Origin of the sequence: Lactobacillus taiwanensis, assembly GCF_017894345.1 — a bacterium.
In the GTDB taxonomy this organism is placed as follows: Bacteria; Bacillota; Bacilli; order Lactobacillales; family Lactobacillaceae; genus Lactobacillus; species Lactobacillus taiwanensis.
In genome coordinates, this window is record NZ_CP059276.1 from 70,767 (window position 1) to 93,552 (window position 22,786).

General features: G+C 33.1%; 24 protein-coding genes, 2 tRNA genes, 1 pseudogene and 2 riboswitches. Of the genes and pseudogenes, 13 read left to right on the forward strand and 14 right to left on the reverse strand.

From position 1 onward, the window contains the following. Position 1: 1 nt before the first annotated feature. The 3 genes from H1A07_RS00330 to H1A07_RS00340 all read right to left on the reverse strand — a co-directional run bounded on the left by H1A07_RS00330 (position 2) and on the right by H1A07_RS00340 (position 1,103). The gene (locus H1A07_RS00330; RefSeq protein WP_094496417.1) at positions 2 to 778 is read right to left on the reverse strand and encodes a 1-acyl-sn-glycerol-3-phosphate acyltransferase; all 777 of its coding nucleotides are present in this window, start codon (positions 776 to 778) and stop codon (positions 2 to 4) included. 65 nt (positions 779 to 843) lie between these two features. Further along, positions 844 to 916, reverse strand: a tRNA-Lys gene (locus tag H1A07_RS00335). A 114-nt stretch (positions 917 to 1,030) separates the two neighbouring features. Further along, positions 1,031 to 1,103, reverse strand: a tRNA-Lys gene (locus H1A07_RS00340). 126 nt (positions 1,104 to 1,229) lie between these two features. On the opposite strand from H1A07_RS00340, the gene yycF reads away from it, so the two are divergent. The 7 genes from yycF to rlmH all read left to right on the forward strand — a co-directional run bounded on the left by yycF (position 1,230) and on the right by rlmH (position 9,053). Continuing rightward, on the forward strand, positions 1,230 to 1,937 hold the full coding sequence (yycF, locus tag H1A07_RS00345; RefSeq protein ID WP_057718376.1) for a response regulator YycF: 708 nt from the start codon (positions 1,230 to 1,232) through the stop codon (positions 1,935 to 1,937). Positions 1,938 to 1,983: 46 nt separating this feature from the next. Next, positions 1,984 to 3,834: a cell wall metabolism sensor histidine kinase WalK gene (gene walK / locus H1A07_RS00350; RefSeq protein ID WP_057718394.1), complete on the forward strand. Its 1,851-nt coding sequence runs from the start codon at positions 1,984 to 1,986 to the stop codon at positions 3,832 to 3,834. Continuing rightward, positions 3,824 to 5,152 (forward strand): YycH family regulatory protein, encoded by a 1,329-nt coding sequence (locus H1A07_RS00355; protein WP_057718377.1) that lies wholly within the window; start codon positions 3,824 to 3,826, stop codon positions 5,150 to 5,152. The genes walK and H1A07_RS00355 overlap by 11 nt, the downstream gene beginning before the upstream one ends. After that, positions 5,142 to 5,963, forward strand: coding sequence for a two-component system regulatory protein YycI (locus H1A07_RS00360; RefSeq protein ID WP_094496418.1), 822 nt, complete (start codon positions 5,142 to 5,144; stop codon positions 5,961 to 5,963). Before H1A07_RS00355 ends, H1A07_RS00360 begins: the two co-directional genes overlap by 11 nt. Before the next feature lie 6 nt (positions 5,964 to 5,969). Further along, positions 5,970 to 6,767, forward strand: a complete 798-nt coding sequence (locus tag H1A07_RS00365; protein ID WP_094498816.1) for an MBL fold metallo-hydrolase — start codon at positions 5,970 to 5,972, stop codon at positions 6,765 to 6,767. Positions 6,768 to 6,850: 83 nt separating this feature from the next. Then, on the forward strand, positions 6,851 to 8,059 hold the full coding sequence (locus H1A07_RS00370; protein WP_094496420.1) for a S1C family serine protease: 1,209 nt from the start codon (positions 6,851 to 6,853) through the stop codon (positions 8,057 to 8,059). Positions 8,060 to 8,573: 514 nt separating this feature from the next. Next, positions 8,574 to 9,053, forward strand: a complete 480-nt coding sequence (rlmH, locus tag H1A07_RS00375) for a 23S rRNA (pseudouridine(1915)-N(3))-methyltransferase RlmH (protein WP_094496421.1) — start codon at positions 8,574 to 8,576, stop codon at positions 9,051 to 9,053. On the opposite strand, the gene H1A07_RS00380 is transcribed toward rlmH, so the two are convergent. The 3 genes from H1A07_RS00380 to H1A07_RS00390 are packed head-to-tail and all read right to left on the reverse strand — an operon-like array spanning position 9,054 to position 11,613. Further along, on the reverse strand, positions 9,054 to 9,707 hold the full coding sequence (locus H1A07_RS00380) for an energy-coupling factor transporter transmembrane component T family protein (protein ID WP_094498818.1): 654 nt from the start codon (positions 9,705 to 9,707) through the stop codon (positions 9,054 to 9,056). It lies immediately after the preceding gene. A 12-nt stretch (positions 9,708 to 9,719) separates the two neighbouring features. Beyond that, complete coding sequence (locus H1A07_RS00385; protein ID WP_210145043.1) at positions 9,720 to 11,075, reverse strand: ATP-binding cassette domain-containing protein; 1,356 nt, start codon at positions 11,073 to 11,075, stop codon at positions 9,720 to 9,722. Beyond that, on the reverse strand, positions 11,050 to 11,613 hold the full coding sequence (locus H1A07_RS00390; RefSeq protein WP_210145044.1) for an ECF transporter S component: 564 nt from the start codon (positions 11,611 to 11,613) through the stop codon (positions 11,050 to 11,052). The genes H1A07_RS00385 and H1A07_RS00390 overlap by 26 nt, the downstream gene beginning before the upstream one ends. A gap of 55 nt (positions 11,614 to 11,668) precedes the next feature. After that, positions 11,669 to 11,757: riboswitch (TPP riboswitch) on the reverse strand. A gap of 91 nt (positions 11,758 to 11,848) precedes the next feature. Here H1A07_RS00390 and H1A07_RS00395 point away from each other — a divergent pair. Then, the gene (locus tag H1A07_RS00395) at positions 11,849 to 12,778 is read left to right on the forward strand and encodes a helix-turn-helix domain-containing protein (RefSeq protein ID WP_210145045.1); all 930 of its coding nucleotides are present in this window, start codon (positions 11,849 to 11,851) and stop codon (positions 12,776 to 12,778) included. A gap of 40 nt (positions 12,779 to 12,818) precedes the next feature. On the opposite strand, the gene htpX is transcribed toward H1A07_RS00395, so the two are convergent. The 3 genes from htpX to H1A07_RS00410 all read right to left on the reverse strand — a co-directional run bounded on the left by htpX (position 12,819) and on the right by H1A07_RS00410 (position 15,497). Beyond that, on the reverse strand, positions 12,819 to 13,709 hold the full coding sequence (gene htpX / locus H1A07_RS00400; protein ID WP_210145046.1) for a zinc metalloprotease HtpX: 891 nt from the start codon (positions 13,707 to 13,709) through the stop codon (positions 12,819 to 12,821). An 8-nt stretch (positions 13,710 to 13,717) separates the two neighbouring features. Then, complete coding sequence (locus H1A07_RS00405) at positions 13,718 to 14,275, reverse strand: LemA family protein (protein WP_057718387.1); 558 nt, start codon at positions 14,273 to 14,275, stop codon at positions 13,718 to 13,720. Positions 14,276 to 14,390: 115 nt separating this feature from the next. Beyond that, positions 14,391 to 15,497 (reverse strand): SLC13 family permease, encoded by a 1,107-nt coding sequence (locus H1A07_RS00410; RefSeq protein WP_210145047.1) that lies wholly within the window; start codon positions 15,495 to 15,497, stop codon positions 14,391 to 14,393. 176 nt (positions 15,498 to 15,673) lie between these two features. Here H1A07_RS00410 and H1A07_RS00415 point away from each other — a divergent pair, with 176 nt between their 5' ends. From H1A07_RS00415 to H1A07_RS00435, 5 genes are all read left to right on the forward strand, one after another. Then, positions 15,674 to 16,084 carry an iron-sulfur cluster biosynthesis family protein gene (locus H1A07_RS00415; RefSeq protein ID WP_210145048.1) on the forward strand — a complete coding sequence of 137 codons (411 nt, stop codon included), beginning with the start codon at positions 15,674 to 15,676 and terminating at the stop codon, positions 16,082 to 16,084. Between the two features lie 78 nt (positions 16,085 to 16,162). After that, positions 16,163 to 16,303 carry a hypothetical protein gene (locus H1A07_RS00420; RefSeq protein WP_003649666.1) on the forward strand — a complete coding sequence of 47 codons (141 nt, stop codon included), beginning with the start codon at positions 16,163 to 16,165 and terminating at the stop codon, positions 16,301 to 16,303. A gap of 174 nt (positions 16,304 to 16,477) precedes the next feature. After that, positions 16,478 to 16,843: a hypothetical protein gene (locus H1A07_RS00425; protein ID WP_210145514.1), complete on the forward strand. Its 366-nt coding sequence runs from the start codon at positions 16,478 to 16,480 to the stop codon at positions 16,841 to 16,843. 126 nt (positions 16,844 to 16,969) lie between these two features. After that, positions 16,970 to 17,611, forward strand: coding sequence for a YfbR-like 5'-deoxynucleotidase (locus tag H1A07_RS00430; protein ID WP_057718391.1), 642 nt, complete (start codon positions 16,970 to 16,972; stop codon positions 17,609 to 17,611). Positions 17,612 to 17,615: 4 nt separating this feature from the next. Further along, entirely contained in the window at positions 17,616 to 18,545 is a 930-nt protein-coding gene (locus tag H1A07_RS00435; RefSeq protein WP_210145049.1) for an HNH endonuclease, read from the forward strand. A gap of 103 nt (positions 18,546 to 18,648) precedes the next feature. Here the strand turns inward: H1A07_RS00435 and H1A07_RS00440 are convergent, their stop codons facing one another. The 5 genes and pseudogenes from H1A07_RS00440 to H1A07_RS00460 all read right to left on the reverse strand — a co-directional run bounded on the left by H1A07_RS00440 (position 18,649) and on the right by H1A07_RS00460 (position 22,757). Beyond that, positions 18,649 to 18,915 carry a hypothetical protein gene (locus H1A07_RS00440; RefSeq protein WP_057718393.1) on the reverse strand — a complete coding sequence of 89 codons (267 nt, stop codon included), beginning with the start codon at positions 18,913 to 18,915 and terminating at the stop codon, positions 18,649 to 18,651. 179 nt (positions 18,916 to 19,094) lie between these two features. Further along, positions 19,095 to 19,335, reverse strand: a pseudogene (locus H1A07_RS00445) (IS30 family transposase); the annotation flags it as partial. A 101-nt stretch (positions 19,336 to 19,436) separates the two neighbouring features. After that, positions 19,437 to 20,195, reverse strand: a complete 759-nt coding sequence (locus H1A07_RS00450) for an amino acid ABC transporter ATP-binding protein (protein ID WP_057718874.1) — start codon at positions 20,193 to 20,195, stop codon at positions 19,437 to 19,439. Next, complete coding sequence (locus H1A07_RS00455; protein WP_094498827.1) at positions 20,185 to 21,798, reverse strand: ABC transporter substrate-binding protein/permease; 1,614 nt, start codon at positions 21,796 to 21,798, stop codon at positions 20,185 to 20,187. The genes H1A07_RS00450 and H1A07_RS00455 overlap by 11 nt, the downstream gene beginning before the upstream one ends. 111 nt (positions 21,799 to 21,909) lie before the next feature. Then, positions 21,910 to 22,083: riboswitch (Lysine riboswitch) on the reverse strand. Between the two features lie 47 nt (positions 22,084 to 22,130). After that, on the reverse strand, positions 22,131 to 22,757 hold the full coding sequence (locus H1A07_RS00460) for a DNA-3-methyladenine glycosylase (RefSeq protein WP_057718872.1): 627 nt from the start codon (positions 22,755 to 22,757) through the stop codon (positions 22,131 to 22,133). Positions 22,758 to 22,786 lie beyond the last annotated feature (29 nt).

The following is a 22,786-nucleotide window of genomic DNA, read 5'->3' on the forward strand; positions in this document are numbered from 1 at the left end:
TTTATCCTCCAATTTCTCGTTTTTGATACTGGTAATACTGATAGTTGCTCATTTTAGACCGCTTTTTTAATTGGTGAAATACTTGATCGTGAAGCTTTTTTTGTTGTTGCTTTTTAGTTAAAGTGGTATCAGGGAAAAATGGGCCATCAATATAAACAGTAATTTTGGGATGTTTTCCATATTTTCGTTTCTGATAAGTTGTTGTCATTACAAAACTTGCTTTATTTGCTTGGACAGGAAAATTAAAACTGGTTTCTGAAAATGGTCGAATATCTGTAAAGTAAGGCCAGATATGAGCTTCTGGATAAATAACTATATGAGCGTTTTCTTTAGTTAACGCTTTAACTGCCTTAAGCAAATTAATAGCTTGTTTAATAGTTTTTCCTACAGGTAAGCCACCATAAGGTAAAAGAATCTTGCCAATTACTGGAATTCCCCAATTTGCTTGATTAGCAATTGCATAATAATTTTTCCAGCCACATAAGGTTAGAGGCATGAAAACGTCGTTAAGCATCTGCGTGTGGTTTCCATAAATAAAATAACCCTGATCCTTATATTTGACTAACTTATCTCTACCTATTACTTTGACATGCATTGCACCATAAGTAAAAAGATAAGCAAATCCAGTAGCCAAAAAGCGCATAACGTAATTAGGTATATTTTGTTTAATTATTTGGTAATTATCAGGTAGAGTAAAATCTTGTTGTTTACTTTTAACAACATCATCAGTTAAAGAATTATAATAAATAGTTTTGTGTTTAGAAGGTTTATTATTCATGGTATTAATTATAAAAGAAGTTTAAAAACAAAAAAAGACATCGCTTATGCGGTGCCTTTAAAATATGGGTGGTCAGGGGATCGAACCCTGGACCCACGGATTAAGAGTCCGTTGCTCTGCCAGCTGAGCTAACCACCCAATTGGATAACCAACAGATATTATTATGCCAAAAAAAAATAAAAATGCAAGAACTTTTTTAGAAAAATTGAAAATAAAACAAAAAGACATCGCTTATGCGATGCCTTTAAAATATGGGTGGTCAGGGGATCGAACCCTGGACCCACGGATTAAGAGTCCGTTGCTCTGCCAGCTGAGCTAACCACCCAATCGGATAACTAACAAATACTATTATGCCAGTAAAATAAATAAAGTGCAAGCTTTTTTTCCATAAGTTTAAAAAAATTATGGAAAACAGTATAATATAGTTATTAACACTGAGGAGGCATCATTTATGCCAAAGAAGATTTTAGTCGTTGACGATGAAAAACCAATTTCTGATATTATTAAATTTAACCTGACTAAGGAAGGCTTTGATGTCGATACTGCTTACGACGGCGAAGAAGCTGTTAAAAAAGTTGATGAGTATGATCCTGATTTAATGATTCTTGACTTAATGTTACCTAAAAAGGATGGTCTAGAGGTTGCTCGTGAAGTGCGTCAAACTCATGATATGCCAATTATTATGGTAACTGCCAAAGATACTGAAATTGATAAAGTATTAGGACTTGAAATGGGTGCGGATGATTATGTCACTAAGCCTTTCTCTAATAGAGAACTAGTTGCTAGAGTAAAGGCAAACCTACGTAGACGCGATTTAACTCAAAAAGCTACCGAGGATGATGAAGATAAGAACATTACTATCGGTAATTTGGTGATTATGCCTGAGGCATATATGGTCGAAAAAAATGGTGAAAAAATTGAATTAACGCATCGTGAGTTTGAATTACTTCATTATTTAGCACAGCACATGGGTCAGGTAATGACTAGAGAACATTTGCTTCAAACTGTTTGGGGTTATGATTATTTTGGAGATGTTAGAACTGTTGATGTAACAGTAAGGCGTCTCCGGGAAAAAGTTGAGGATAATCCAAGTTCTCCAACTATTTTAGTTACCAGACGTGGAGTAGGTTATTACGTTAAGAATCCATCAGATGAATAAGGAACAAAGTCACTAGTAATAGTGACTTTTTTTGCAATTAGGACAAATGAAGAAAATAAAAAGTGTACTAAATTCTATTAATTTTAAAATCGCAATAATTTTCATGTTGTTATTATTGGCCACAATTGAAGTGGTTGGTGCGTCTTTTACAAGACAACTTGAACAAAATTCAATTCAAAATTTTGAATCTTCAATTCAAGTGCCAAATATTATTACTAATCAGATTGCTAGTCAATTGAGTAGAGCTAATGCTAAAGAAGCTAATCAACAGCTTAGTCAAATTATTTCAAATTATAATCTGGGCGATATTAGTCAATTAATGGTAGTTGACAATAAAGGTGTAATTAGAGCAGTTTCAAATGTAAATGATCAGAATAGAATTGGTCAGAGGACCAGTAATGCTGATATAAAGAGCGTTCTTTCTAATGGAAAACAAGTTTCTAAAGTGATCAATGATAATGGAAATTATATGGTACAAATTTCACCATTAACTTCTGCAAATGGAACTAATACGCCTGTTGGTGCAATTTATGTGCGTGCTAGCCTGCAAGGTGTGTTTAATAATTTGCGACAAGTATCTATCTATTTTTTAATTGCGTCGTTAATTGCAGCAGTCTTGGGTGCGATTGTAGCATTGGTAATTTCCCGGGCAATAACCAGACCAATTGAAGAAATGCGTAAACAAGCTTTAAGAGTTGCAAATGGTGATTATTCTGGACATGTTCGAGTTTATGCTCAAGACGAATTGGGACAATTAGCTGAAGCATTTAACACTTTGTCTGTTCGAATTGAAAGAACACAAGAAATTTCTGAGAGTGAGCGAAGACGATTAGATAATGTTTTAACGCACATGACGGATGGCGTTATTGCTACTGATCGTCATGGAAATATTACGATTATTAATGAAACGGCATTAGATTTTCTAGGTAAGACTGAAAAAGATGTTATTGGAAAACCAATTACTAATTTATTAGGCTTAAAGAACGTTACAATTCAAGACTTACTAAGTACTCAGCAAGAATTGGTCGTTCGCGTTAATGACAATACACGAGATGAGATGATTTTACATGCTAATTTTTCTCTAATTCAACGTGTAACAGGGTTTGTTTCAGGACTAGTTTGTGTTCTCCATGACATTACTCAGCAACAAAAGAATGAACGTGAGCAGCAACAATTCGTTTCCAATGTTTCACATGAACTTAGAACTCCGTTAACGAGCTTGAGAGCCTATGTTGAGGCATTGAATGATGGAGCATGGAAAGATCCAAATGTTGCACCACAGTTTTTAAATGTTATTCAAGATGAAACTGAACGTATGATTAGAATGATTAATGACTTGCTTAGTTTATCAAGAATGGATCGTGGTGTAGCAAAGATGGATTTAGAATGGGTTAACCTAAATGACTTTGTTAACCATGTTTTGAATCGATTTGATATGATGCTCAAGTCTGATACAGATAAAACGCATAAAAAGAAGTATTCAATCAAGCGTGAGTTTCCTCACCAAGCTCTATGGGTTGAAATTGATACCGATAAGATGATGCAAGTAATCGATAATATTATGAACAATGCTATTAAATATTCACCTGATGGTGGTGTGATAACTGTTAGACTACTTCAAGCACAAAAGCATGTTATTTTGAGCATTTCAGATCAAGGATTAGGAATTCCAAGGAAAGACTTAAACAAGATTTTCGACAGATTTTACCGTGTAGATAAAGCTCGTTCACGTAAACAAGGTGGAACTGGGTTAGGACTAGCTATTTCTAAAGAAATAGTAGAAGCACACCATGGTAGAATTTGGGCAGATAGTGCTGAAGGTGCAGGCTCAACTTTCTACATTTCTTTGCCATATGAAGCAATTAGCGAGGAAGGAGAAAATTGGGATGAGGTTTAAAGATAAGTTTTCTAGAGTTGGATTACGAGTTAGCTTAATTGTGATGGTAGCATTGTCAATTGCTCTATCAGCGATTATTTGGGGATCTGATGCTCGGTTTTCTAGAATTGAGGGGACATCTAATCAAACTCAAACAAAGGACTTAGGACAGCGTTCTTTAAGAGATATTTATCTTCCTACACAAACTTTTTATTTTAAAAATAAGCAGATGTATCAAGTTTATGATACTAAGAATAATCTCCCTTTAGAATTTTCTAAGTTGACTCAATCAGTAAAACCGCTTTTGCCAATTAGAGTATGGTCTAGCCAAACTAAATATGAGAAACTGCTAAGGAATTCGGATTATGTTCAATTAACTTATCCAGATCAGATAACTATTTCATTGTTTTTGACTAATGTAAGAAAAAACGACAGTCGAGAATTTAATCGTTTCTTTGTTCCTACAAAGTCAAGTCAATATATATACTTAGGTAATGATGAAAATTATACAGTTTATCGAGTTCGCCTAAGCGATGTCTCATTTAAGAACTTAGTTGATCATATTCAAACTGCTCGGACTCAAATGCCGGTCACACTTGAAAAAGTTCATGATGATTATTTGCCATTTTATGACAAAAATTCTAGCTTACCAGTTTATAGTTATTTAACTAATGAAGAATCAGATTCATATTTTGTCTATCGCTTGCTAGGTTCTAATAATCCTAGTCAACATAATAGTGGTGATACGATTACATATTCTAATGGTGTATATGAACGTTTAATAGCCGCCAAGCATACTCATAACTATGAATATATAGATTATCAACAAGACAAGGTTCCTAAGACTATTAGTAGAAAACTAAATGATAGCTTATATTTCGTACGAAAAATTGGACTGACGGAACCAGATTTAAGATTCTTCGATGCAGATGATAATACAGTCATTTATCAAAACTATGTTGAAGAATATCCAATCTTTTTACCTGGAAAATATAAGATGCGAGCACAGGTGAAATTTGCGTCTAATGGAATGACAATTAACTTTAATAGCTTAGATTTACAGATCCCAATTCCAACTAATGGAGATAAAAAGACCCTGATTCCAACTAGTGAAGCAATGGATCAGTTATATCAAAAAGGATATCATCGTAAAGATATTGAACGTATTATTATCGGATATACCGCTAAATCTGCTAATAGCAAAAATAAAAAATTAGTAGACTTAGAGCCAGCTTACTATGTGAAAATCAATAAGCAATGGAAGACCTTAGATGAATGGCTTAATACTAATAATCAAATAGAAAATTCAAGAAAGGAGGGACTAGTAGATGGACTTTAAAAGAATAGAATGGATATTTTTAGTGGTATTTATTGGCATTAATATCTTTTTAGTCATTGAATTGTGGCAAACGCCAACGCTATTGTCTGCTCATTCGACGCCCACTCAAACTGATATCAAGAGTGAAACTAGCGCAGATCAAATTACCATTCCTAAAGTTAATGATAAGCAAGGAGACGGTTACTATTTAGCTGCTAAAGTTGATAACTCGTGGTCAAAAAAAGCAGCAGCGCAAATAAATGAGCAAGTTGAAACTAATGCTAGTGACAATAGTATTTCTGTTAATTTAAACAAACCAGTTACCATATCTAAGAAACAAAAAGAAGCGTTAAAAGAAGTTATTAGATTTAAAAATAATAGTCAAAATGTCTATCAAGGTAAGGACTATGTTTATATTCCTGAATTGTCTGAAGAAGATGACTATGTCTTTAGCCAAAATACTAAATATGGTGAAGTCTTTTCCAATACTGCCCGCCTTCATATTATTGTAAAAAATAATCAGATTGTTTCTTACTCGCAGCGCTATGTTAATGATTTGAGTCCAGTGCGTGAACGACAGAATACAATTAGTTCTAAAGCTGCTGTTAATTCTTTATATACATATAGTGAATTACCAAATAACTCAAAAATTATTTGGTTAAAGCAGGTCTATACCCGGTTAATAACAGTTCGAGGAAGTTCGATATATATTCCAACTTGGGTAGCAGCTATTGAGAATAATAATTCAAAAACAGTAACTTTAAAACGTGTAAATGCATTTACGGGTACAATTATTCAAAATAATATAACTGATGATGATGCGAAAGGATAAATTAATTTGAAGGTATCAGTTTTATCGAGTGGTTCAACAGGTAATTCAACGTTAATAGAAACTTCTCAGCATAAGATCTTGATGGATGCAGGTTTATCTGGAAAAAAGACGAAGGATTTATTATCTCAGGTAGGCGTTGATATTAAAGATATTGATATGGTATTTATTAGCCACGATCATACCGATCATTCAGGTGGCTTAGGCGTTTTAATGAGACGCTATCCACAAATATCTGCGTATGCTAATTCGGGCACTTGGGACTATTTAATTGAAAGTAATAAGATTGGTAAATTACCAGTAGAACAAATGAATACGTTTGAATCTGGTGTGACTAAGACTTTTGGTGATTTAGATGTAACTAGTTTTGCGACTAGTCATGATGCTGCTGAACCTCAGTATTATGTTTTTACAAGTGGTGGTAAACGCTTTGCTTGTTTAACAGATACAGGGTACGTGTCAAGTACAGTTAAAGGAGAAATTAAAGACGCAGATGGCTATTTAATGGAGTTTAACTATGATGATATGATGCTTAGAAATGGTCCATATTCTTGGGCTTTAAAACATCGGATTATGTCAGATGTAGGACACCTTTCAAATGATCAAGCTGCAGATACATTATTAGATGTTGTTTCTCCGAAGACTAAAAACATTTTTTTAGCACATCGTAGTCAGCATAATAATACACAATATTTGGCACATGAAACTGCAAAAGATTTATTAGTAGCAGGGGATGCAAATTTACCAGCAGATGTTAAAATTATTGATACTAATCCATTACAAGCCGGAACACTCACAGAAATATAATATTTAGCAAATAATTTGACTTGAATTCATAAAAAATTCAAACTTTGTGATTAGGCTAGAGTGAATAGAAAAGGAGAATTTTTATGGCAGAGAATAATACTAAGCATAATACTTTAATTAAAACTGGTATTGTTGGAGTAGTTGCCGGATTGCTTGGAGGTGGAGTAGCATATGCTGGATTATCCCAAGTTAATGGTCAAAATGCTCCACAAACTAGCGTTGCGCCTACTGCTAAGGTTGAAAAGTCTAACAGTAAAAATAGTAATCAAATGACTAATGCCTTTAATACAGTAAAAAACTCAGTTGTTTCTGTAGTTAACTTAAAGAGACAAAGTTCATCTGCAAGTAGTGATCCTTTTGGGATTTTTGGTTCTGATAGTTCAAGTTCTTCAAAAAAGAATTCTAAATCTGATTTAGAAACTTACAGTGAGGGTTCTGGAGTAATTTATATGAAATCAAATGGTAAAGGTTACATTGTAACTAATAACCACGTGGTTTCAGGTAGTGATGAAATTCAAGTTATTTTGAGTGATGGTAAAAAAGTGACAGCTAAAAAAGTTGGAAGTGACGCCGAAACTGACCTAGCTGTTTTGACTATTGATGGAAAATATGTAACCCAAACAGCTCAATTTGGTTCATCGAAGAATTTGGAACCAGGTCAACAAGTTATTGCAGTAGGTTCACCTCTTGGAAGTGAGTATGCAACTAGTGTAACTCAAGGTATTATTTCTGCTAAGAACAGGACTATAGATGTAACTAATTCTGCTGGTCAAGTTACTAACCAAGCTACAGTAATTCAAACTGATGCAGCTATTAATCCAGGTAACTCCGGTGGACCACTGGTTAATATGTCTGGTCAAGTAATCGGAATTAACTCCATGAAGCTTTCTTCTTCTAGTGACGGAACTGCTGTTGAAGGAATGGGCTTTGCTATCCCAAGTGATGAAGTAGTTTCAATCATTAATCAATTAGTTAAGAACGGCAAGATTAATCGTCCGAAATTAGGAGTTAGAATTGTATCTGTTGACGAGTTAACAGAATATGGACGTAAGAAATTAGGCTTACCTGATAGCGTTAAATCAGGTGTGTATGTAGCTAGTGTTACCAAGAATGGTAGTGCAGCTAAAGCTGGTGTAAAGGCTCGTGATGTAATTACTAAGCTCGATGGTAAAGATGTTGATAGTGTTGTTTCACTACATACTGCTCTTTATACACATAAAGTCGGCGATACAGTAACTCTTCAGGTAATTAGAGATGGTAAATCACAGGATATCAAAGTTACTTTGAATTAATTGAATATTATTAAATAGAGATAAAAAAGCTATGATTATGCGTTTTGTAAGCGGTAATCATAGCTTTTTCTTAATATTTAAAGTGTGAAACTTGATAAAGTTCGGGTTTATTTCATGTCAAGAAACGTAATAAATTAAATAAGTTGTGGGAAACTGTGGAAAACTCTGTGGATTGTGCATAAGTCAAGATAAAATAAAGTAAATGATGTGGAAAAACTGTGAATTGTGTGTAAATAAAATTGTGATTTTATTGATATTGAACGACTGTTCAAGCTGATTATGTAAGGAATAGAGACAAAAGTTTGGAAAATTGATAAAATCTAAAAAAATGTGGAATAAATTTATCAAAAAAGTTATCCACTTTTTTATAAACCACAACTTGTTGAGTCTTAGATCTAAGAACTACTAAATGTAGTTTTTAATAATCCACAAGTAGGGGAAAAGTGGTGTGGACGCTATGTCAATTAGGGGATAGAATAAAGCACTAGATGCATGAAAGGTAAGATAAGTTACAATGAATATAAAAATTGTGTGTGTAGGCAAGTTAAAAGAAAAATATTTTAAGGATGGCATTGCCGAATATGTGAAGAGAATGGGACGTTTTGCAAAAGTAAAAATAGTCCAAGTACCAGACGAAAAAGCCCCCGAAAAACTTAGTCCTGCTGAAATGGAGCAGGTAAAGGAAATCGAGGGTAGAAGAATTTTAGATAAAATAAAAGATAAAGAATATGTATATGTAACGGCTATAAAAGGCAAAGAAAGAACTAGTGAGGAATTTGCTAAAGAAATATCTCAATTAACTACATACGGTCATTCTGATATTACTTTCGTTATTGGTGGAAGTTTAGGGACGAGCGATGCAGTAAATAAACGGGCTGATGATTTGATCAGTTTTGGTAAGTTTACAATGCCGCATCAATTAATGCGTTTAGTTTTAATTGAACAAATTTACCGTGCTTTTATGATTAATAGTGGTAGTCCATACCATAAATAATTATTTAGTTAGAAGTAAGATTGGCTGAAGTAGCAATAAAATACTACTAAAAATAAGCCAATCTTTTTTTGTTAGAGCAACCGGAACAATTACACTTCTAGGTTTATCCTCTTGATAACCATGTGAAATCATTCCTTGGGCTAAACTATTTGACCACGAAATGGCGGCTAAAATCGCTTTAAAGTATAAAGTTGGCGAATAAAAAGATAGGTGATAATGGCGCATATCTCCGACTAAACGAATACGATTAACTTCAGTGTGGATTTTGGGAATAACATTGAATGCAGCTAAGGTACCGTAGGCAAATTTGCTTGGTAATTTAAAATTTTGTTCTAAAGAGCGAGCCAGAGAAAGAATACTAGTTGTTTCGGTAAATACTGCGCCTAGGAATACATAGGCGTAAATACGAGTAAATAAGATAGTTGCGTGGTAGAGATTATGGTTTGGTGTGAAGTAATAAATTGTAATGAATACTACAGTTGCCGCAAACAAAGGAATTATCAAAAGTAGTAGTATCTTTTTAAGGCTAATACTTTTGAATAGAAGGTAAATTAAGCAAATACTGATAATAATAAGATTAGTAGTTAAATTTGGGATAAGAGATATTTCAAACGAAATAGTTAGAATTAAGAATAATTTTAGTCCAGGATTCATTTTAATTACCTTTTATTTAGTATAGAAAAGTTTATGATCTTTTAGGATTAAATGATAGTCACAGAGCTTATCAATTTGATTAAGTTGATGACTAATTACAATTAAGGTATGTTCAGTGTTTAAAAAGTAGTTTTTAAGCAAAAAAATGACGTCTGAGACGCTTTTTTGATCTAAACCACTAAAGGGTTCATCAAGTAGTAAAACCTCCGGATAGGCCATTAACATCACCAGAATCTGTAATTTTCTTTTCTGTCCGTCGGATAATGAGTAGATTACCTGCTTATCTAAATTGTCTAATTTAAGTTTAGATAAGAGTGAAGTAAGTTTAGAATGATTAAGGAGCGGATTTTGATTGTACTTTAAGCTAAAGTTGAGTTCTTCTTCTACAGTAACATTTAAAAATTGATCATCAGGATTTTGAAAAATTTGACCAACTTTTGCTAGGTATGGACGTTTACGCCACTTTTTGACATCCTTTTCTCTAAAAAATAAATGGCCATGGTAAGGAATTACTTTTGTTAAAGCTTTAAATAATGATGTTTTGCCACTTCCATTTTCACCTGTTAATAAAGTGGCTGTTCCTGAGTAAAGTTCTAAATTGGTAGAAGTAATTAATCCTTTGTTTGGAAAAGACAGAGAAAATGAATTAAAAGTATAGGATAAATTGTTTTGCTGTTTTTTATCTGGAAGAGAGAAATGAGTTTCTATTTTAGGAAGAGTAGAAGGTAGTGAAGTTACTATAAAATTTTGATCTTTGATTTCAATAACTATCGGATTTAATTCTTTATAACCAGAAAAATCATGATCACTAATCAAAATAGTTTTTCCTTCTTGATGAAGCAACGATAGAGAATCTAAAAGAAATTTTCGATTATTTGAATCACAGTTTGCAAAAGGTTCATCTAGTAATAGTAAGTCGCTTTCCATGGCAATTAGAACGCTTAAAGCGACCCGCTGCTTTTCACCACCTGAGAGCTCAGTTAATGGTCGATCTAGTAAATCTTGAATATGAGTTTTTTTACTAGCATAGTCAATACGTTTTAAAGCGGTCGAACGATCGACTAATTTGTTTTCTAGAGTAAAAATTAATTCTTCTCTAGGTGTAGCCATGGTAAATTGACGGTTTGGATCTTGAAAGATCATTCCCCAATTAGAAAAAGGTTGAGTTAATGATCCTGCGATAATTTTGCCACTAAATTTCGGTTCAAGTTCTGCGATGATTTTTAAAAGGGTGGATTTGCCACTTCCGCTATTGCCAGTCAATAAGATAAATTCACCTTGATTAACTGTAAGATTTAAATCGTTAAAAATTTTGTGATTTTGATATTGAAAGGAAAGATGGTTAATTTTGATTTGTTTGGATAACATGAGCTTTTTCTAAAAGATCAACTATTAATTTAACTAATACACATGTAAATAAAAGCATTGAGAGCCAGCGAACAACAAAGTATAAAATCATGTTAAATGTAGAAAAATAGCTGTAGCCATTCTTAATAAAGTCATACATATAAGTAACAATGGTAGTTGTTGTTGCTGAGAGAAATAGGGTAAACCAATTATATTTACGATAACTAGTAAATGTGAAACCTAACTCACTTCCTAGACCTTGAACAGCTCCAGATAGTAAGTTAACAGCACCCCATTGTTCTCCAGCCAATAATTCAACGCAAGAGCCTAGAAATTCTCCTAAAAATGCAGCCCCGGGAATTTGTACTAAAAAACCAGTTAATGGGCCTGCCATACACCAGATTCCCATCATAATATCATTTGCAAGCATCCCGTAACCGATTGGCGTTAATAAGGCTATTAGAGCATTATAAAGTCCATCACTAGCTAGATAGATAAAACCAAAAATAATAGCAATTAAAGCGATCAGGATGATATCTCGAAGATGTAATTTCTTCATTTTAATTCCTCCAAGAATAAAAAAAGTCACCTCAAAGAGGTGACTAAATAAAAGTCTAAAAATAAGTCATATTCCCTACGCTGATATTAATCAAACAGGTTCAATGGGTATATTCTCAGCCCGGTGGCACCCCAATACATATGTTTAGCTTACGCTTAATGAAACTAAATGGCAATGAGAAATAATAAAAAGGTTATAATTAAAAGGAAAGTGAAACTAAAGGGGACTGATTGTAATGTCAATACCTACATTAAGAAGTTATTTATCAAGTTTAGTGCAAAATGCTCAGAATAGTGAAATTGAGGCTTCCAGTAAGAGTAGATTTTTGCCCTATAATCTTTATTTAGAGAGTCAGCACAATGACTTTTATGAATATCAGTCTAATAATAGCCAATTAATTTATTGTTTTTCAGGTAGTTGCGAATTAAAGAATGAAAGCAATGATTTTAATTTAAATAGTGGAAATATAGCAATAATAGAGGGTAATTTAAAATATGCAATCCGAGTTATAGATGAGCAAGCAATTATTGTAAAATTTAAGTTTACTAATGAATTTTTGTGGAAAAATTTAATAGGTAAAATTGCTATAAATACTAATAATGAACAAAGATTGAGCACTTTATTTTTAGATGAGCTAGAAAAGACAGGAATATTTTTATTTACAACTACTTCTGTGATGTGGGGTAGTCAAAATTTAAATAATGTAATTCAGGACTATTTCAATCAAGCTGACTTTAGTGGAGAAATTGCATTAGAATTATTTAAAATTATTATTTTACGCAATTTACGTGAGCAGAATTATAAATTCAGTGAAAGAAAAGAAAAAGCATTTAAGGATGAAACTTTAGATCAATATATTGATAAGCACTACAATAACGTCAGTTTAGTCCAAGCAGCCGAGTATTTTGGCTTTAATCGTAATTATTTTTCAACGATGGTTAAAGAAAAGACAGGTAAAAGCTTTGTTGAACATGTTGATGATAGGAGAATGAGAGAAGCCAAAAGATTATTGGCTCAGCCCAATGTGTCGCTGAAAGAAATTATTGAAGCAATCGGTTATTCTAGCAAGTCATTTTTCTATAAGAAATTTAAGCATTATTATGGTATGACGCCAGCGGAAATGAGAAAAAGATTATTTAGAGAAGCTCATATCAATTTGAAATAGATACATTAAAAAGGATGCACAAAACTGTGCATCCTTTTTATTACATATTTTCTAATCTTTTAATTCTATCAGCTGTAGGGGGATGAGTATCAAATAGTGAACTTAATCCACGATTATGAAGTGGATTTTCAATGTAAAGTCCAGCACTTGATGGATCTGGATCTTTCATTGGCTCACTGTTAGAAATCTTTTTTAGAGCAGAAATTAAACCTTGGGGATTTCTAGTAAGCTCAACTGAACCAGCATCGGCTAAGTATTCTCGATTTCGAGAAAGAGCCATTTGGGCAAGACCTGCAGCAAGTGGACCTAAAATTAGGGTAAAAACAATTGCTACTACCTTAAAAATTGCTTCTAAAGGACTTGAGTCTCGGTCATCGCGGTCTGAATTACCGCCCCACCACCAAATGCGAGAGGCGAAGTTAGAAATAAAAGAAATTACTGCAGCTAGTGCAACTCCAATAGTTGAAACTAAGATATCATAATTTCTAATATGAGAAATTTCATGACCTAAAACGCCTTCTAACTCACTTCTATTTAATCGTTCTCGTAAGCCAGTTGTAACGGCAACATAGCTATGCTTAGGATCTCGTCCAGTCGCAAAAGCATTGGGGCTTGGATCATTGATAATAAAGACTCTTGGCATCGGAACTTGTCCAGCTAGAGCCATATCTTCAACAATGTGCCAAAGTTCTGGATCGTCTTCTTCATGAATCTCTCGACCGTGATTCATGCTCATAACTAAGTTTCCAGGGTTTTGAAGAACAATAAAAAGATAAATGAGACTTCCAATAAGTGCAATGGCAATTCCTGATAGAGGTTCGCCATTAATTAGATATCCTAACCCACCACCAACAAGAGCTAGAATGATAAGGAAAATAACAAGCAAGAATGCTGTTTTACGCTTATTGCGTGCTATTTGTTGATAGAGCATCAGAAAACCTAAAATTTAACTTGAGGAACAGATTTTTCTTCAGTTGGTGTTTGAAGGTAATCCATTTTCTTAAATCCATGAATTTTAGCTACTAAATTAGATGGGAATGTTAATAGCTCCTCATTAAACATAGCAACTGTTGAGTTATAAAGCTGACGTGAGTAAGCAATCTTATTTTCAGTATTTGTAAGTTCTTCTTGAAGTGCTAAAAAGTTTTGATTAGCTTTTAGGTCTGGGTAATTTTCAGCTAAAGCAAAAATACTCTTCAATGAATCGGTGATTTGATTAGAAAGTTTAATGGCTTCCTCATGATCTGAATTAGGAATGTTTACTAATTGATTTCTTAAAGAAACAACTTTTTCTAATGTTCCACTTTCATGTTTAGCGTATCCCTTAACGGTTTCAACTAAATTAGGAATTAAATCATTACGACGTTTTAATTGAACGTCGATTTGACTCCATGCTTCATCAGCGTGAACTTTTGCTTTTTGTAAGCCGTTGTAAATACCAATGTAAACGGCTATTAATAAAATTAAGATGATAATAATAATCCATGTTAGAGTCATAGAATAAATCCTTTCTACTATTACAAATATTAGGTTAAAAAGGTTAGGAATATTGTACCAAATAAAGAAAATTTAGAGTATAAAAAAAGCGCAATTTTGCGCTTTTTTATGATATTTAAAGTACAAAGTCTAAAACTATCCATCCTAAAATTGTAAGAACAATTAATCCCGCAAATTCTAAAGCCGAGAACACCCAGAAAAACTTGCGCTTTGATACGGTACCATTTTCAGCAAAACTTTTGAAGACAAGCATATTTGCCATCGAACCAACGATTGATCCAAATCCTCCGATGTTTGAGCCAAGAAATAATGCTTCTGCATAATTAGTAAACTTACCAATTAAAATAGTTGAAGGTACATTAGAAATAAATTGACTTGAAATAATTGAAGTTAAAAAGACAGAGTGTTCAGAGAACATAGTCTTTGAAATTAAGGCAACGATAAATGGAATTTGTTGTATATCGCTAATAAAAATAAAGAAACATGTGAAAGTTAAGAGTAAGGCATAATCGACATGTAACATAATAGATGGATTAATAATAAGAGCAAGGATTATTGCCACAATTGCTGGAACATAAGCAGGAACAATATTAAAAACACCAAAGAAGAAGAAAATTGAAACAGCTATTGTTATAACGACAGGTCTAACACTGATTTGAATATCTTCTAAAGGAACAGTGGGGATTGGCTTATCTTTGACAAAAAAGATGAATAAGAGAACGATAAGAAAGCTAACCAGTAGTAGTGGGATTGACCAACTGAAAAACTTAATTGGCGAAACATTATAACGGTTAACAACAAAAATATTATGAGGATTTCCCCATGGAGTAAAGGCAGCACCAATATTAGCGCCCATTCCAATTAAGGTTACGGGTAATATTTCTGGTAATTGGTGTCTCTTAGCAATTGTTAAATACAGCGGTATAAGCGTTAAAACGGTTATATCGTTAGTTAAAAACATTCCTGATATGATAGATAAGAGTGTAAAAATTGCAGTTAATCTTCTCGTACTTTTGGCACTTGCAGTTAATTTATAAGCTAATACATCTAAAACGTGAAGGTATGAAAAGATTTGGATAATCGTCAGCATTGCCAAAATTGAGTAAAGTGTATGAAAGTTAATATCCTCAATACGTGGCCTTGCGAAGAATAAGCTTATGATCGTTATGACAACCGTAATTTGTAAAATACGGTCTTTAGCAATATTTTTGATGACGGTCATTAAGGTCCCCTCTTAAAATTAAATCAACACTACTATTTTGAACTCTTTGTAGCAAGTTCGCAACGTCTTTTTTGAATTAGTACCTTATATTATGTATAATTTGAGCATTTTATTAGGAAAAATGGAAATATTCTTGCTATATTTAAGTTAGTAAAATAGATATGGGAGGAATTTATATGGTTGATGCAAAGAATGTTGAATTAAAAATTAAAGACAGTGCAAAAGAAGCTTTAGAAAAGAAAGTAAAACCAGGTCAAGTTGTATTGCTTGCTTTAAATGATGGATCTAATGGTTATTCTAAGTTAGGTGGTACTTGTACAATTGGAGCAAACTTTCAGCTAGTTGTGTTAGATCACAAAGATCCAGAATTCTCAATTAAAGTAAAAAATAATATGGATTTAGATTTGTATACATCTGATAAAGAATTAGCATTTTTAGATGATGGATTAGTTCTTAACGCGCGTAATGCTGTTTTATCGTTATCTTCAAATGAAGGAGTTATTGATGGAGGAGTAACAATTACAGAGTTTAAAGGAGAAAAACTTTCTGCAGATGAGATGAAAAAATTAGGTGGAAAGATTTGCTAGGTATTGAAGTGACGTGCTTCTTCGTGGTATGATAATAAAAGATTTTCGAAAATTTTATTTGAGAGGAAGTATAGATCTATGCGTAAAGGTGAAAACTACAACACTGGTGTTACACCAAACTTAAGACCTAAGAACAAGAAGAATTCTAAGGCTCGTGTTAAGAGGGCTGCTGAAGTAGTTGCTTTCTTAAATAAAGCTGCTAAAGATGAAAACAAGTAATTAGATTTACTACATACTATAAAGAGAGACGCTGGTTAGCGTCTCTCTTTTTTTGCATGGAACAGTTATATAAATCTCAATCTATTTAATACCATTTTGTTGTAATTAAGTTTTATATTACTATATAAAAAACTTATATGATATGACAAATTAACTGTAGATAGAGATTTTAAGATGAATAACATTTCGAGAAAAGAGCTAGAATTAAAAGCAATTTTTGCCCTTGTTTTGCCGTCTCTTCTTTTAGGAGTGGCAAGTAACTTTTCCCGCAATATTTTTTTAGTAGCATTTTTCACTATGTTTCGTAGTTTTTGGACTATTTATCATCAAACCAAGCATACAGTTCGACATTTAGGAAGAAAGCATAATGTTAAATGTTTTTTAGCCGTTTCAACCTTAGCATCAATTTGGTTTTCACTTTTAGCTTCGTTAGTTACTCTCTATAGTGCAACTCATTTTTGGCTTAAGCATAGTAAAACAGTCATTTCAATTACGCCATTAACTGTTTTAGCAGCTTTAAATACAAATGAGTTGACGTGATTAGAAAAATAGAGAAAGATTAAGTTGTTAAATCTTTCTCTATTTTTAATTTGCAAGAGTAGAATGGTTTTGCTATGATAGTAGAAATTTTAGACATTTTTATATTTCTGGAAGGAGTAAGTTTTTATGGGATTAAATGCATATATTCAAGGTTTTAACAGTTTAGAGTCAATCGATCGTGCACCAGGTTATTTTAAATATCAACACCACTCTGTAGCTGACCATAGCTTTAGAACGGCTGAACTTGCTCAAATGATGGGAGATATTGAGGAAGTTATTGGTAAGCAGAAAGTTAACTGGAAAGCACTTTATGAAAAGAGTCTAAACCATGATTATACTGAACGTTTCATTGGTGATATTAAAACTCCAGTTAAATATGCAACTCCCCAATTACGTAAGATGATTGGGGATGTTGAAGAGACAATGACTGCTAAATTTATTAAAGAAGAGATTCCAAAGGAATTTCAGAAAATCTATACTAAACGTCTATCTGAAGGTAAAGATGATACTTTAGAAGGCAAAATCTTATCAATTTGTGACAAATTAGATTTACTTTATGAAGCTTATGGAGAAATTGAACTTGGAAATCCAAATCCGGTTTTCATGCAAATGTTTAAAGAAAGTCTGGAAACAATTAAAAAATTTGATGATTTAACTTGTGTTCAGTACTTTATTAAAAAGATTTTGCCAGACTTGTTTAAAGGTGATTTTGCTGGTAAGGATAAGATGCAAAGAATCGCCTTTAGTATTTTATTGATGGGGGAATAATAAGGTGAAATTACAGTGTGCATCCTGTGGTTTGCGGCTGGATAGTCTTCATTTTAAGCAAGAAGGGTTGATGAATCCAAAGCTAACAAGTATTTGTGATATTTGTTTAGATAGAAGTTTAGAAGCTGGAGACTATGAAAATTTAGTCATTGAAAATATTTCCCAGGTAATGCTGTATGGATTTGTAGGTAAGAAAAGTACACCTGAAATTGATTTAGATACTGGAAATCATTATTTAGTTAAAAATGAAAATAGAAAACAGTACGAATCATTTATTCAGGATTATGACGGTAATGAAGTTGCCTTGCAGCAAATTTCAAGAACTGAATTTAACCACGCTATTATTAAAAGTGAAGATGGGAAAATAGATTATGTTCCTAACAGTAATGTTGATTTTGCGATTAACATGAAAAGCATGGGAATTGAAGTTGATTTTTCTTTAAATGAAGTTGATTTTGTTGATCGGGAAAGAATTAGGCATAAGTATAATTATCGTTGTCAATATTGCGGGCGCCGTGGCACGAGTGTCGACCATAAAAATCCAGTTTCTTTATCACATAATAACTCGTTTGATAATTTAATTCTGTCGTGTAGTGAATGCAATCGAATTAAATCTAATATGCCATATGTATTATTCACTAAGTTAAATGATCAACTATCGACAGTAAATAAAAAACTAGTTAAGTATGAAGATGCGTTAGCTAATTTAAAAGAAGAATTTCAACAAGCTAAACGAGATTTAGCAGGAAAAGTTCATTTAAAAGGTGTTATTAATGATCCCGAATTAAATGCAATTCGTAAACAAAATAAGAAATTGCAGGACGCAATTGATAGTTTGCAGAGTGATTATAATGCTTTACGTAATGAGCGTAAAACGTACTTTGATGTAGGTTGGAAGTTAGAGAAAGAGCAGAAAAATAGCGAAATTATCTAGGCTAGATTATTGTATTTAAATATAAGCAACACAAAAGGCTACTATTTACTTATAAAGTAAGATAGTAGCTTTTTTTAAGATATATTGAAACTTTTGAGGGTGGTTAATTAGTACTATTAAGTTTGCGGTAGCCAAAGTAAAATTGAAGGCAAGCTAATACGACATTAAGCCAATTTAACCATAAGAAGCAGTCAGCTAATGCACCTGAGTGAGCACCGGTCCCGTAATAAACCCAAAAACCAATAATGACGGCCGCTACATTAATCCATGCAAAAGTTTTTTGATATGTTTGTTTCTTTAAGACAAACCACATCCAAATAACATTTACGATAAACCAAATTAGCAGAACCCAAAATACGAAATCAAACATGATGTATTTTCCTTCCTTTTGCTTTTAATAACACATCAATATTAATTAATGTATTGATGCACTTTGCTCTTTTCAGGAATAGTATGGCTCTTAAAACACCTAATTTCAATAATTTACACTTTGCTAAAAGATTAAAGAATAAAAAATCGTAAATTACCATAATAATTGAACATTTTTAATCAAGCTGCTTGATAGATTAGATCTAATTCTCTTTCAAAGATTTCATCTGGTGTATGATATGCCAATATCTTTCTTGGTAAAGAGTTGCACCAGATTTCAATGTCTATGATGTCTTGTAGTGAATAATTGTCTATTGCCTCTCTCTTTAGGGATAAATAGTCCATTATGTCTTTCAACGGTTCCTTTGTCACAAGATATATAAGGATGAGGATAGTAAACTAAAGTATTTGATATGTCTTCAAAGAATAAAAAATAAATAACAAAAAACTGATCCTCTTTATTATAAACATTGAGAATCAGTTTTTTAATAGTTTATAGGCTAAAAGCACATATTATTTTGCTTAAAGCTCATTACTTCTAAAGTTACGTAAAAATTTCTTAGTCTTTTCTTTTTGTGGATCGTTAAAGATCTGTTGTGGAGTTCCTTGTTCAGTAATAACTCCATCGCTCATGAAGACAACTTGATCAGAAACGTCGCGTGCAAATCCCATTTCGTGAGTAACAATGACCATTGTTAAACCAGTCTTGGCTAGTAATTGCATAGTATTAAGAACTTCACCAACCATTTCTGGATCTAGAGCACTAGTAGGTTCATCAAAGAGTAAGACTTCTGGATCCATTGAAATTGCTCGAGCAATTGCTACACGTTGTTGTTGTCCACCAGATAACTGTTGTGGCTTAGCAGTAAGGAAAGGATCCATGCCGACTTTCTTTAAGTTTTCAATGGCAACTTTTTTTGCTTCTTCTTTAGAGCGACCAAGAACCATTTCTTGGCCGATCATGCAGTTTTGAAGCACGTTTTTATTATTGAATAAATTGAATTGCTGGAAAACCATTCCAACCTTTGAACGAAATTGGTTACGATCAAAATGAGGATCAAGAATGTTTTTGCCATGGAATAAAATTTCTCCACTGCTTGGTTCTTCAAGAAGGTTGATACATCTAAGCATGGTTGACTTACCACCACCAGATGGTCCAATAATGGTCATTACTTCCCCCTTGTTGATATTAAAAGAAATATCTTTTAATACTGTGTGGTCACCATATTTTTTTTGTAAATGTTGCACTTGTAAAATATTTTCTTCGTTATTATTGTTCATGTTCAAATCCAGTCTCCTTTGGATCTTCTACTTGTAATTGGTTAGCCATTAAATTGTAGTTTTTTGGACCTTCAAGTTTCTTTTCAATGAAGTTAAAGATTCTAGTAATAGAGAATGTCAAGATTAAGTAGATCATTGAAATGATGAAGTAAGTTTGGAAGAATTGGAATGTTTGACTGGCAACAGTTGTACCAACAAAGAACAATTCTGAAACAGAGATAATACTTAATACTGAAGTATCCTTAATATTAACAATAAATTCGTTAGTAATAGATGGTAAACAATTTCTAATGGCTTGAGGTAAAATAATATGCCACATTTGTTGTGAGTGAGTCATACCGATTGCAGAAGCTGCTTCGAATTGACCTTTAGGAGTGGCATTAATACCACCACGAATAACTTCGGCTAGGTAAGCTCCAGTATTAATTGAAACAATTACTAAAGCAGCTACAGTACGGTTTAAGTTGAGGTGCCATAATTGGGCAATTCCGTAGTAGATAACAGCAGCTTGAACCATCATAGGAGTTCCACGGAATACTTCAATATAAACAGCTAAAATCCAATCAACTATCTTTAGGCCCCACTTTTTACCAGCAGACTTAGGAGTTGGAATAGTTCTAACAATACCTACAAGTAAACCAATGAAGAAACCAACGATAGTACCAACTAAGGCAAGAAGAAGTGTCATACCAACACCGCCAAGGATCATTGAACCATAGCGATGCATAATTGACATAAACCAATTTTCTTTCTTGTTGCCCCCAGCTTGAGGTTGTTCTTTTACGGCATCAGCCATTAATTGGTCGCGCTTTTTATTAGAAATACCATTTAAAATGCTATTAACTTGGTTAAGTAACTCAGTATTGCCTTTCTTAACACCAATTGATGTAATTGAATCATCGTGATCAACTTTGAAACCTTGCATTTTGTTTAAGTTAACGGCAACGATGTTAGGGTTAACTGTCTTGTAACTTTTGTATTCAATATCTTCTGCAACATAACCGTCAATAGTACCTGATTGTAAGCTTTGACGCATTGCAGAAAAGCTTCTCATTGCTGGTTCGCGTTTAGCACCATGAAGTTGCTTAATCAGGTCATAGTGTAATGTACCTTGTTGTGCAGTTAATTTTGCGCCTTTAAAATCATTTAAACCTTTTGCTTGAGCAAATTTTCCGTTTCTGCTTGTGATAACTACGAAAGTACTTTTTCTATATGGTTTAGAGAAGTTGATTGCTTTTCTACGTTCAGCAGTAGGAGACATACCAGCAATGATTAAGTCAATCTTTCCAGAAGTTAAAGCTGGTAATAAACCATCCCATTCAGTTTTTTCTACTACAACTTTACGATGTAATTTTTTGCCGATGATTTTTGCAATTTGAACATCGTATCCATTTGCGTATTGCTTAGAGCCGTCGATTGGAACAGCGCCATTTTTGTCTGTTGTTTGAGTCCAATTGTATGGGGGATAGTTAGCCTCCATACCAATTTTTAAAGGCGCTTCTTTTTTAGCCGCTTGAGTTTGATTAGAATTAAAACTAAAACCAATCACTAAACTTAAAATTAAGGCTAATAAAGCACTAAACCATCTTATTTTTGACTTCACTTTGAAATACCTCCAAAAATTATTTCAAATAAAGCCAATACAATAAAAGCGAAAAAACCTCGTTGTTTACCAAAAACAACGAGGTTTGTAAAAATCATCAGTAATTAAACCAAATCATATAGCGCTCCCTGGGGCCGACCAGGACAGTATGTAAGATATGCTCTTACATCCCAACAAATTAACTTCACGAAAGAAAATTTGTTTCGGCAATAATCCTAAAACTTATTATCATTGCATTCGTGTGCTCAAATAAATCTTGTGACTCTTGCAACCTCTATTGCATTGGGAATTTATTTAACTGATAAAAAGACTAAACGATTTTTAATCTTTTGTCAAATAAAGCCATGATTTTTTTTGATATCTTTTTTCTTAATGTCAGAAACATAAGGATTTCCCGCAACTATAAATCTTAATTTCTTCTGAGCCCATTCTGGATCTGATTGATTAATTCCGACTCTTGGCAAAGCAATAATTTTTTCGATTTTGCGTTTATGATTAATGTCAATATCAAAAGGAGAATCCTCTAAACGAGATAAGTCCCATTTTCTACTTGTGATACCCAAGGCTTGCATCATTTTACCAGGCCCATTAGTCAGAAGGCGGCCAGTCTTTCCATTTCTATTTTTAGTCATTGTCTCAATTCCAGTTATTGGGTCAATTGCTCTGATTAAAACTCCTTGTGGCTCTCCTTCTTCTTGGCAAGCAACATCAAAGAAAAAATATTGTCTTTGCGAATAAATGTATAGGCTGCCTCCTGGTCGATATAAGCCTTCGTTTGCTTGGCTTCGTCTCCCGCCATAAGAATGTGCAGCGCGGTCTTTTACGCCAACATAAGCTTCTGCTTCAACAATTGTACCCGATAAAATTTCTTTTCCATTGTTAAAGGATAAAGTGCGTCCTAATAGATCTTTGCTAATTTCGCTAGTAGATCTATTAGTAAAAAAGTCTTTGTAGTTCATGTTAGTTCTTCTTTCTAAAAAAGTTGTAC